Origin of the sequence: Jeotgalibaca sp. A127 (assembly GCF_052266745.1) — a bacterium.
Classification (GTDB): Bacteria; Bacillota; Bacilli; order Lactobacillales; family Aerococcaceae; genus Jeotgalibaca.
This window is the reverse complement of sequence record NZ_JBQPRC010000020.1, coordinates 1-11959: the sequence shown is the minus strand read 5'-3', so window position 1 is coordinate 11959 and position 11959 is coordinate 1. Positions and strand designations below refer to the sequence as shown.

Below are 11959 nucleotides of genomic sequence, written 5' to 3'. Positions count from 1 at the left end.
TTTGCAGGTTCTATTCTGTTTCTACCAGTCTAGCAATAAACTTGATGTTCCATCCAGTTTGATATACAAAAAGACCCTATAAAGGGTCTCTTTTTTAAAGAGTCCACTTTATAGGGTCCATTTTATATCATGGTCCTCGCTTTTTTTGTTATTCTTCTTTAATTCCTTCAGCAATTAATACGCTATTCCTAAGTGCATAAAGCGAGCCACCTAACATGGCACAACCGGAAAATAGCATGAGCCAGGAAATCGGGACGCGATCAGCCAGTGGACCGAATACAAGCATTCCAAGCGGCATGGTGATGGTAGAAATCATGGTTTGGACACCGAAGACGCGGCCCAGAAAAGCATCCTCCACTTTCTCTTGCATCAATACCATGCTGGGTGCGTTGAGCATAGGGACGACCAAACCGATAATCCCCATCATGGTCATGTATATCCAAAAATCGGGAATAACTCCCATTCCAAGCGTACAAACCGCCATAACGATGACGCTCCCGATAATAGTATGCATACGATTCTTAAAACCAGACCAGGCCGCAATAATTGCGCCGCCTACTATCATCCCACTGGAAAAAGTCACTTCCAGTGCCGATAAGCGCCAGACATCATTACCAAAGGTCCGTGTTACCTGCAAAGGAGAAAGGAAAGCCGGGGGCACGAACATAATAAAAATAAAAGCATAGTAGATGAACAAATTGCGGATAAAAACATGGTCACGGATATATATAAAGCCTGCTTTCATTTCATCCAGGTAACGGCTCTCCATTCCGAGCGGTTCTTTTTCGGGAGTAGCGACTCGCAGGAAAAACACGACAATAATGATTGCCAAGACAGCTGTTATAACATCAATCATGAAAATTTGCGCCAACGAAAAATAATTGAGCAACAATGCGCTAATCATCGGTGAAATCAAGGTTACCATTGCTTGAATGGTCCCGTTCAAGCCGTTCACCCGCATCAACTTATCCTTGGAAACGATTTGCGGGATAATCGCACTTACGGCTGGCATCTGAATTCCGCTACCAAAAGCACGAACCGATGAGGCCACCAACAAAACCCAGATGGAGTCGTAGCCGCTGGCAAAAAGGAAGACGAGAAATAATGTCGAAAGCGCAATGAATGCATCAGAGAGGGCAATAAGGTTTTTACGGTTATAACGATCGGCCCAAACACCGGCAAAAGGGGAAATGAAAAAGGTGGGTAAAAAACCAAAAATTACAGCCAAGGTCATGACAAACCCTGATTGGGTTGTCAGCGTCAGGTGCCAGGTAATGGCATATTGGACAATAGAGGAGCCGATTAACGATACCGTTTGGCTACTTAAAAATAAAATGATATTTCGTTTCCATTGTGAAAATTGATCTCTATCCATACGTGCTCCTCCTTCCTGAATGGAAGTCGTCCTCTTTTTCACTCTTGTTCGACTGGCTCCCCCGCTTCAATCACGACTTTATCGCGGAAAGCCAGCAACGCCACTATAATCATCACGAGCCCGGTAAAAACCAAGATATCTGTAATCGCAAGGCGGTCGGCCAAGGGACCAAAAATAGCCATTCCGATGGGAATCACGAGATTCCCGAACATGGTAGCCACGCCGAAAACCCGACCGAGATAAGCTTCCGATACTTTTTCTTGCAGGAGCACCATACTTGGTGTACTTAAAAGAGGGACCACAAGTCCCACAACACCCATCAGGCTGATAAAAAACCAGAAATTTTGAACGAGACCCATGGATACACCACTCAAACCAATCATAAAGGCCGAGAATAAAACGGAGTGCATCCGATTGCGAAAGCCTCCACTAACGATGACCACCCCACCGCCAATAATCATACCTGCTGAAAAGGCAATTTGGAGGGTCGATAAACGCCATACCTCGTCACCGAAGACGCGCGCAACATGCAAAGGAGATAAAAAATTGATTGGTACAAACATCAAGAAGGCAAAGGCATAATAACCAAAAAGTTTACGAATAACTACATGATCACGGATGTAGGTAAAGCCGCTCTTTAAATCCTCGATATAGTAGGTCGTTGGTACTTCCCTTGCCTTTTTATGGACGGGAATTTTAATAAAAAATCCAACAATAATAATCGCAATCAGAGCAGTGATAACATCAATCATAAAAATAGTCGCCAATGGTAAATAATTCAATAAAAACCCACTTATCATAGGCGAGAATAAATTACCCATGGAATTAATGGTTCCGTTCAACCCATTGATGCGCATTAACTTTTTTTCCGGTACAAGTTGGGGGAAAACCGCGCTAACTGCGGGAGATTGGATGCCTGAACCAAAAGCCCGAATGGATGAAATGATTAATAAAACCCAAATAGAATCATAGCCCCTATAAAACAGGATAGCCAGAATCAACGTTGCGATTGCGATGAAACCATCTGCCATGACAATAACTTTCTTGCGGTTAAAGCGATCCGCCCAGACTCCGGCAAACGGCGCTATAAATACAGTAGGTAAAAAACCAAAAATAACGGCCAAGGTGAGTATGAATCCTGATTTTGCCGTCAGGGTTAAATGCCAGGTGATGGCATATTGCACAATCGTTGAGCCAATCAAGGAAATGGTTTGGCTGAAGAGAAACAAACTGATATCCCTTTGCCACTGTGCTTCATAGTATTTGGACATGGTTTCACCTCCTAGCCCTATTTTACCACGCTTCCTTGCCAACCCGTATTACTTCGCAACTTTTAAAATCGTGGTATACTGTTACCAATTAGAATTAAAAGGATTGAAAGATATGACAAGAGAAGAAATCATCAGTAAACTTGCCCTTCTGCCGGATTTACCAGGTTGTTATATCATGAGGAATGTTGATAACGAAATCATCTATATCGGGAAAGCAAAAAATTTACGCAATCGCGTAAAATCCTATTTCCAACAGAAACACGAAGGAAAAACGGCTTTGCTCGTGGCTGATATTGATCATTTTGAATTTATCGTGACGAAGACCAACAAAGAATCTTTGTTACTGGAAATCAGTCTCATCAAACAATACCAACCAAAATATAATATTAAACTGAAACAAGGGACGATGTACCCTTATTTAAAAGTGACCAATGAAAAAGACCCGCAGCTTATCATCACTTCCACGGTGGAGGATGATGGCGGCATTTATTTTGGCCCTTACCCGCACGTTTACGCAGCGACCGAAACGCAACAATTTATTCAAAAAGTCTATCCTTTGCGTAAATGCGCCCGTAATGCGAAGCGGGCTTGTTTGTATTACTCGATGGGTCAATGTATTGGGTGCTGTGACCATGAGATTTCTAAAGAGGAATATGCTGCGCAAATTCAGAGGATTTCCCGTTTTCTGAATGGCGAAGTAAAAGAAATCAAATTGAACTTGGTCGATAAAATGCACAAAGCTGCAGAACGTATGGATTTTGAACAAGCTGCCGATTATCGTGATCAAATTCGTTATATTGAAACAACCGTTGAAAAACAGACGATTATGTCTCGCGACTATACAAACCGAGATGTTTTTGCTTATCATATGGATAAAGGTTGGTTGTCGATTCAAGTGTTCTTGTTGCGACAGTCAACAGTCATCAAAAGGGAGGCTGCCCTTTTCCCATGTTATGGGACACCTGAGGACGAGCTCCTGTCATTTATCATGCAGTTTTATCAAGAGCAAAATCATATTTTACCTAAAGAAATTTTGGTCCCCGAAGGTGTCGATACAGAATTGTTGGCGGAAACTTTGGAAACAGTTGTACGCGTTCCGAAGCGTGGTAACAAAAAAAGTATTCTTGATTTGGCAACCACTAACAGTGAATTGGCATTAAACGAGAAGTTTCTATTGATTGAGCGCTCTAATCATAAGACTGTTGGTGCCATTCAAGAGTTGTCAGAAGCGCTTGGAAATGAGTATATAGAGACTATTGAAGCCTTTGACCACTCGAACATCCAAGGAACAAACCCGGTATCTGCCATGGTCGTATATAAAGATGGTAAGCCCGATCGAAAAGCATACCGGAAGTATAAAATTAAGACAGTCGAAGGAAGCAACGAGTTTGCGACGACACAAGAAGTTATCCGTCGTCGGTATACGCGCTTACTGCGGGAACAAAGACCCCTGCCTGATTTAATTTTGATGGATGGTGGTAAAGTTCAAGTTCGTGCTGCAAAAGAAGTTTTGGAAGATGAATTGGGACTGGATATCCCGGTTGCCGGAATGGTAAAAGACAACAAACATAGAACGGCTTCTTTGTTGTACAATGATGAAATTGTGGAACTCGACCCACGTAGCCAAGCTTTCCACCTTGTCCAAAGAGTCCAGGAAGAAGTTCACCGTTTTGCGATTACTTTCCACCGTCAAGTACGTGGCAAGAACAGTTTCTCTTCGCAACTTGATCAAATTGACGGTGTCGGTCCAAAAACCCGCAGCAAGGTGATGAAGCATTTTAAAACAATGAAAAATATGCGTGAAGCGGATATAGAAGAGTTCAAAAAGCTTGGCATCCCTGTGAAAGTTGCTGAAAATATCCAAGCTGCCTTCAATGAGTGAGTGCCGAATAAGTAACCGCGTGGTATACTTAGTTCACACTATTTAGGTTGTAACAAAGGAGGAAAAAAGATGAGATTAATCGTTGATAGTGCTTGTGATTTATCTTTATCTTATTTAGAAGAACACAATGTCATTGTGGCTCCCCTATCCGTTATCGTAGATGATAAAGAATATGTAGATATGATAGAGATCAGTAACGCACAAATTTATGCATTAATAAAAGAAGGTAAACATCCCCGCACCAGCCAGGTGCCATTAGAAAAATTCGACTCCGTATTCCGTAAGTTAGCGGCTGAAGGTGAAAGTGCTATTTATATTGCGCTATCATCAGAGCTATCAGGAACTTATCAAGCTGCGGTTTTAGCAGAATCGCACGTAAAAGAAGACTATCCAGATTTCGATTTACGCATCGTTGATTCCCGTCATGCTTCTTTAGGAATTGCCATCATGGTCCGTGAAGCAGTCCAAATGATAGAAGATGGTTTTGAGGTAGAGGAAATTTGTGAACGCCTAACGTTCATGTCGCACAATGTCACTTCCATTTTTACTGTTGAAGATTTGAACTATTTGGCTGAGGGTGGCCGTCTCTCTAAATCAAGCGCGTTCCTTGGCGGTTTATTGAACATTCATCCCCTATTGGAAGTCATCGACGGTAAATTAGAAGCAAAAGAAAAATTCCGAGGTCGCAAGCGGGTGCTTAATCGAATGTATGAGCGCCTGAGTGAGGCAACAGATATAGATGAGCAAACTGTTTTAATCGTTCATACGAATGATGCTGAAACAGTGAATGAAATGAAAGAGCATATCCAAGCCCAGTTTGGGCCAAAAGAGGTGCTTGACTATCCAGTGGGTGCCGTAATTTCTGCTCATACTGGTATAGGGACACTCGGTTTGTTCTTCATGAATAAATATAAATAACAAATAAGCGTTGCTTGCACCTGAGATAATGAGGTGCAAGCGACGCTTTTATTTTGTTGGGAATGGCACAACGTTGCCTCCAAATGGTTTATCCGGGAAAATAGGTCCTCTTTTTTTGCGTAATAAAACCGATATTTTCGCTTCTTCTTCATCCAGGTCTTCACTTTCGAAACGGGCAAAGAGGACTTCGTCATTATCGATCAACGTTGCTAAAATACGATTATCCGTGCGCGGGATATAGCCCAGCATATAACCGTCTTCCAGTGTAACAGCAATAGCTTTGGGATCGAATTCATTGCTCGGTTCCCTAACCAGTTGCAAAACTTTTCCTTTGATGACAACTTCTTCGGCAATTGTTAAATCCCGAAATCGTGTGCCAACAATTTTTGTATCCAATATCACTGCGTCAGATGTGGTTTCATTTTCGATTACATTTGAAACAGGTAGATATTTGACTTCTTTTTCCGGTCCTATTTCCATATGCAACAACTTATAGACAATTCGACTATTCTTTCTGTTCTCTTCTTCTTCACGCAGTGTTTCCAACGCTGTCAGAACGGTATCATCATCCTCCCACTCATCGGCATACTTGCGTAAAACCAATAAGGCCATACGACGGAGTTTCGGTTGATAGTATCCCAATATTTTGATACACCACTCGATATCAAAGAAATCCTGTTCAAGCATATTTTTCAAAAGTGCTTCCAACCACATGTTCACTTTAACCAGATCACTGGATTGGGGTTCTGAATTTTCCACAAAAAGTAACGGCAATTCAAATAATTGCTCACTCAGTAAAGCGAAGAGGTAATCACTCGCTTCCTGAAAGTATTTTTCCGGATAGTGAACCAGAAAGAAATCAAGTAAATTTAAGCCCAATGGATTACGTGCCAGCATTGTCGAGAACACATGAAAATCCGGTTTCATTTCCAAAAATTGCAACGTATTTACAATCAGGTAGTCGGTTTCATTTGGGTTAATCATTTCCTTCATCACGGTATGTTGCCATTTTGGTTTATTGAGGAATACTTCCACAGAACGGATGAGTTTTTCGTAGCGATCGAATCGATGGTTCCAATAACTGTTGATCGGTTCAGATTCATTGACTTGTGCATCCAAATATTGGTAATCATATTTCCAGCTATCGATAACTTTTAACCAAATCGTAACTAAACCGGCCTCGTCAATAAAGGTATCGGCAAAAGTCCGATGTTCAACAAGCTTTTCCATAAAATGCAGTGCCTGGGCCGATAAAGATTTTTGCTCGAGTTGTTCTTGGTAAGCCATGATATACATGAAATCACTATAATTCTCTTCATCGATTTCTGTTTCAAATAGGTAATGGCGGATATCCGTTTTTTGCAAGGCGATATTGACGTAAATATTGGACAACAAATTACTTTTTACGCCACTTTTGATGACCCACTTTTGTTGTTCTTCTGTGATGGGTTTCAGTTGAAACAGAGCCGCCAAACGTCCATAACCGGTTGTATGTTGCACCAGGTCGAACAGGATTTCATTATGTCGAAAATGTGCATGATAGATACTTTCTGTAACGTAGATGGTGAACTCACTATGATAGCCGAGAACCTTGAAAATTTTTAAGGTAATATCATGTGGGTAGAACCCGATCAGGATGATACCTAATTTCACCATATCCGCTTCACGACCATTTCGAGCCAGTTTCATTCCTAAATCATGTAATTCAAGTTGCGTAAATGAGCCAATTTCGATCAACACACGTAACCTTTCCCTGAGTTCGATAAAGAACGTCCGGATTGGTTGTTCCAGCAGTAGTTTCGCTATTTTTTCCACTTCATTGGTAGTGATAGCTTCACGAATCGCATCACAACAATTACGTGCCATATCTTCCTTTTGGCTATAGGAAATCCCTTCACTTAGCAAGATATACAGAGTATCCTCTCTGCCTGCTGTTTCAGTGTCTTGAAAAACATAAGGTAAGGCTGGATGCTCTTCACGTTTTTTTAAAATAGTTTCATAAATACTTTCATGATCCGCCATTTACGACCCTCCTACTGTAATGATTCTTTATCTTGATGATAACATAATCAAAGGACATAAAGGCACAAAAAATCGCGGTTTGGATTAACCTCGATTTTTTAGATTCATTATTTGTTATAGTTGGGTGTAAAACGCCGCTCTGGCAGAACTACGTCTTGGCTCTAATATAAAAGTGAGGATGATGACGATAATGCCCACGATAATTGCGCCCACAAATATCCACACGAAGGCTAAACCGGACCACTGATCCGAATTTCCCGTAATCGAGGCACTAAAGAATGCAAGACCCGCAATCCAGATCAAGATGGGGACAAAATAAAGGAAGGAGTAGTAAAACTCGAGACGGAAAAGCCGCCATTTGTTCCCTTGCATCAAAGCATCGCTCTTGGCTAATATTTCCTGGTTTGGTAAATCAGGTTCATCATAGTAGATGAAATCAGCCATCGCCCATGCATACGTTTTGATAATACCCGGTATGATAAATAATAATGACCAAAGCATGATAAATAGTTGTTTACGGAAAGCAAAACCGACAACTTTCATTGGTTGATATTTAAACGGCATAAAGAGATGACCTACTGACATTTTATCTCCGTCCTGGATATCCAAAAAGCCCCAATGCAGGCCAATGGTTAAAAGTGCCATAATAAAAGAAGCAATAATCGAAAAAGTGACACTAATGACTAATTCTCCTCCTGACAACTGTTCGCTATAGCCATTTGTTGTAAAACCCAACTCGGGGGTAAATAACGATTGTAAAATGGAACTAATAACAGTGATGATGAAAAAATTCCCGATTGCGGCTAAATAATTGCCGCGTAGATTATCGCTACCCTGACGCCGAATATCAGCATTTCTCAGCATCTTAACACCTTCCTTTTATTTAAGATTTTGTCCGCAGTTCGGGCAGAAATTTGCCCCCACTTCATGTATTTGCCCACAATTAGGACAGCGACTTGTTTCTGGGTTCGAACCTACTTGATATAATGTTAAGTCGTCTTCAGTGATTGTGGTAGGCCTTCCTTTTTCGATCGCTTTACCTACTTCCGGTTTCAGCTGGTAGAAAGTATCGCAACAGGTCGTTTTAACAATGTAACGCTTGCCGAACGTAATGATGGGAATAAAAAACAGTCTGAAGCGATTTCCTACCAAGTAAACCTCATACCTGCCAAAATGACCACATTCTTTGCAAGTTATGGTTTGGTTATAGTCCAATAGTTTTTGAAAATATTTAATATCAAAAAATAATATCATCTTTTACACACTTTCTATTTAATGATCAGTAATCGCAACTGGCCTACTTCTTCTTCCGTCAAAGTAATCCCTTTACTCATCTTCGTATGATCGGGACTCCAATCGCGGATATCATATTTTTCCTGACCGCCGTTCCAGCTCACAATATTCAATTCCTTGGTCCAGCCATTTGGGGAAGTACTCAATACCCCAACATGTGCGACGATTTCATATTTAATGTCTGCCATCAATAATCACTCCTTAATTTGTTTACTATAGTAAGTCTAAGTTTTTTTTGCTTAAAAAGCAATTTTTTACTTGAGTTATGCACAACTTCATTGGGGATAACCTATTTCGGTTCTTGGTTATTTGGTGTTGGTGAAGGAAATGCCCTTCGGCCTACGCGGTTGCTTGTGTGCTGCCGTGGGACCCGCCCGGAGCCTGTAGTCTCCGGGCTTGCAAGCCTCAAAGGAATCGTAGACGCTGAAGCGCCAACGCTCCCTACTTTCGCATTGCATCCTTGACACGGCCACAAGCAACCACTCCATCCTACGGGATTTCCTAGAGGAGTACCTACCAACACAATAAATGATTGAACCCCGATATTTCATGCAGCAACATAAAAAACGTCACGTTCCAGTGAATAGGAACGTGACGTTTTTGGTACTGTTTATTAAAACGGTCCGTAGTTTGTGTAGTAAGCAATCACCAAGAAGACTACTCCTACTAACAACCAAATAATCATAAGCGGGCCTAAGTAGCGCACCCATTTACTATAAGGGATTTTGGCAATGGATAGTTGCGCCATCAAAACACCTGATGTCAGCATAATGGAATCCATGAAGCCTGCCCCTAGTTGATAAGCCATAACGGCTGTTTGTCTAGTAATACCCACAGCATCCGCAAGTGGCACCATGATTGGCATGGTTGCCGCTGCTTGTCCGGATCCAGAAGGGATAATGAAGTTGATAATGATTTGGATGACGTACATAGCGACTGCCGCCAGCGCACCAGGCAACCCTTCAACGGTTCCTGCCAAGAAGTTAACGATTGTATCAATAATCATGCCATCTTCCATAACGATCACAATTGAACGTGCCACACCAACAATTAGTGCAGCAAAGACCATATCTTTCGCACCTATTACAAACAAATCGGCAATTTTACTTGGTCCATAACCATAAGCAAAACCAGCAATGACACCGGTAATCATGAAAATTGCCCCGATTTCTTGAATATACCACCCGTATTGAATGACCCCAAAAGCAATGGCCAAGATGCCTGCCAAGAAAATCAAGCCAACCATAATGTGACGTCTTTCCATTTCAACGAAATCTGTTTTCTCAACTTTATGCTCTTGATCAAATTCGTTGTAAACAAAACTCTTGGTTGGGTCTTTTTTAACCATGTTGGCATAACGCATAATGTATACAGATGTAATAATCCATAAAACTATGAACAATGCGATTCGCATTCCCATTCCAGAAAAAGTAGGTAGTTCCGCAATCCCTTGTGCAATCCCAACTGCAAATGGATTCAAGAAACCGGCACTAAAGCCGATGGCCGCTCCCGAGGCAATAATACTCATCCCTACAATCGCATCAAATCCTAGCGCCCATGCCAAGGAAATACCCATTGGTATAAACACAATTGTTTCTTCAGAAAAACCTAGTGTCGCGCCTGCGATACCAAACACCATCAGAAAGACCGGAATTACCAGGCTTTCTCTTCCGTTTAGTTTTTGAGAAAGTTTATATATCAATGCTTCAACTGTACCTGTTTCATTGATGACAGTAAATGCGCCACCAATCAAAAAGATGAAGAATGAAATCTCTGCCGAATCAGTTAAACCACGCGGAATCGAATTGATGATTTCAAAAAATCCTTGTGGGTTTGAAGCCACAGCGTGCCATGAACCGGGTACTGCAATTGTTCGTCCTGCTTGTTCAATCCTTTCAAATTGTCCAGCCGGTACAATCCAGGTTAAGATTGCCATAACCAACATAACGCCAATTAAAAGGACGTAAGTGTGGGGAATCTTAAACGAAAATCTCTTTTTTTCCATTGTGTTCTCTCCTTTTTTTAACTAAGCCGAGAAACAAAAATACCCTCCGAATAGCAAAAGGCTTTCGAAGGGTCCTTCTGCCCGCAATAATGAAAGTTCTCCAAAATAAACAATGGGCTTGTTTATTAGACAGTGTACATCCTATTAGAATGGACCCCAGCATCAGGCTGATACTTCGGCGAAAATCCCTTTCGTTTCCTACTCTTGATTTTCGCATCCTCTTTCAAAATCGACTCAAATTATCACATTCAATAATACCGCATCATGACAGTGAATATCAATGGTTTTGGGCAACTATTTTTTTTATTTCGTCATGAATACGCTTATACTCATCAAATCCTAATACCGGGTTGTGAGAAGCAAAGTAAGTATAGGCTTGTTCTGTACGAACTAAATAGTACTCGGGTTTAAGCGGCAATTTTTTTATCTTCTTTGTAGCGCCTTCCTCATTTATCAAGTAACGCTGATTTAAGGCAAATAACACCTGATTCCAGCTGCTTACCGTTCGGAAGAAGCAACCCAGAGTATAATGAATATCACCGCGAGCGGCTGCTTTGACAGCATTCTCCATTGAATAAGTTGCTTCAAACATAAAATGGTCGATTATTTCTGTTTTCAATTTGGATGGGTAAACTTCGAGTCTTTTCTTCATTGCTGATAGGGGTTTATTACTACTTTCCCATAGAATCTGGCTGTCGTAAATTTCTGCTGCATAAATCGTATTGACGAAACCGTGAGGATGTCCTGGTCGATAATCAATGGTGATACGCCCTTCCAAACAATCATCGATGGCTGTTTCTGCCCTTGCGTAATTTCTCCATAGGGTACCAATTTCTGCACTTTGATCCTTATCCAACATCTCATTTATTGTGTCCCAGTCTAACGATTCTTCATAATACAAACAAAGTTCATGATCCGAGTCCGGGAATGCTTCACCCGATACAATCCCAACAATTCCAGGTACTTTCATTAGTTCAGCCATTAAATTTTCACTCTTCATTCAATCCCCCCCACCTCGTTTCCTATATTCTATGCGATAACTGGATTAATTCCTAATCTTATCTCCATGTGAACTACTCGGGCATGAATGCCCGAGCTTCTGGGAACAACGCTGCCTTACCCGATGGGTTTCCAACGGGCAGCGGGTACGTCTCTTGACCAGAGCCAGTCCCCGGCTCGTGCCGTTTACCGTC

General features: G+C 41.5%; 10 protein-coding genes and 1 riboswitch. Of the genes, 2 read left to right on the top strand and 8 right to left on the bottom strand.

Features of this window, described 5'->3' with window-relative positions; all coding sequences use genetic code 11:
• Positions 1 to 148: 148 nt before the first annotated feature.
• Together ACTVAI_RS11645 and ACTVAI_RS11640 are read right to left on the bottom strand one after the other, a co-directional pair.
• Positions 149 to 1375, bottom strand: a complete 1227-nt coding sequence (locus tag ACTVAI_RS11645) for an MFS transporter (protein WP_443486741.1) — start codon at positions 1373 to 1375, stop codon at positions 149 to 151.
• Between the two features lie 38 nt (positions 1376 to 1413).
• On the bottom strand, positions 1414 to 2646 hold the full coding sequence (locus ACTVAI_RS11640; protein WP_443486740.1) for an MFS transporter: 1233 nt from the start codon (positions 2644 to 2646) through the stop codon (positions 1414 to 1416).
• Positions 2647 to 2758: 112 nt separating this feature from the next.
• Between ACTVAI_RS11640 and uvrC the strand changes: the two genes are divergently transcribed.
• Together uvrC and ACTVAI_RS11630 are read left to right on the top strand one after the other, a co-directional pair.
• Positions 2759 to 4528, top strand: a complete 1770-nt coding sequence (gene uvrC, locus ACTVAI_RS11635; protein ID WP_443486739.1) for an excinuclease ABC subunit UvrC — start codon at positions 2759 to 2761, stop codon at positions 4526 to 4528.
• Positions 4529 to 4597: 69 nt separating this feature from the next.
• Complete coding sequence (locus ACTVAI_RS11630) at positions 4598 to 5446, top strand: DegV family protein (protein ID WP_443486738.1); 849 nt, start codon at positions 4598 to 4600, stop codon at positions 5444 to 5446.
• Between the two features lie 48 nt (positions 5447 to 5494).
• On the opposite strand, the gene ACTVAI_RS11625 is transcribed toward ACTVAI_RS11630, so the two are convergent.
• The 6 genes from ACTVAI_RS11625 to ACTVAI_RS11600 all read right to left on the bottom strand — a co-directional run bounded on the left by ACTVAI_RS11625 (position 5495) and on the right by ACTVAI_RS11600 (position 11766).
• The gene (locus tag ACTVAI_RS11625) at positions 5495 to 7468 is read right to left on the bottom strand and encodes an HIRAN domain-containing protein (protein ID WP_443486737.1); all 1974 of its coding nucleotides are present in this window, start codon (positions 7466 to 7468) and stop codon (positions 5495 to 5497) included.
• A gap of 114 nt (positions 7469 to 7582) precedes the next feature.
• Positions 7583 to 8332, bottom strand: coding sequence for a DUF975 family protein (locus ACTVAI_RS11620; protein WP_443486736.1), 750 nt, complete (start codon positions 8330 to 8332; stop codon positions 7583 to 7585).
• A gap of 15 nt (positions 8333 to 8347) precedes the next feature.
• On the bottom strand, positions 8348 to 8722 hold the full coding sequence (locus ACTVAI_RS11615; RefSeq protein ID WP_443474486.1) for a zinc-ribbon domain-containing protein: 375 nt from the start codon (positions 8720 to 8722) through the stop codon (positions 8348 to 8350).
• A gap of 14 nt (positions 8723 to 8736) precedes the next feature.
• Positions 8737 to 8949, bottom strand: a complete 213-nt coding sequence (locus ACTVAI_RS11610; protein ID WP_443474487.1) for a YdbC family protein — start codon at positions 8947 to 8949, stop codon at positions 8737 to 8739.
• Between the two features lie 425 nt (positions 8950 to 9374).
• Positions 9375 to 10766 carry a YfcC family protein gene (locus ACTVAI_RS11605; protein ID WP_443486735.1) on the bottom strand — a complete coding sequence of 464 codons (1392 nt, stop codon included), beginning with the start codon at positions 10764 to 10766 and terminating at the stop codon, positions 9375 to 9377.
• 85 nt (positions 10767 to 10851) lie between these two features.
• Positions 10852 to 10997: riboswitch (Lysine riboswitch) on the bottom strand.
• Between the two features lie 46 nt (positions 10998 to 11043).
• Positions 11044 to 11766 (bottom strand): hypothetical protein, encoded by a 723-nt coding sequence (locus tag ACTVAI_RS11600; protein WP_443486734.1) that lies wholly within the window; start codon positions 11764 to 11766, stop codon positions 11044 to 11046.
• Positions 11767 to 11959: the final 193 nt, after the last annotated feature.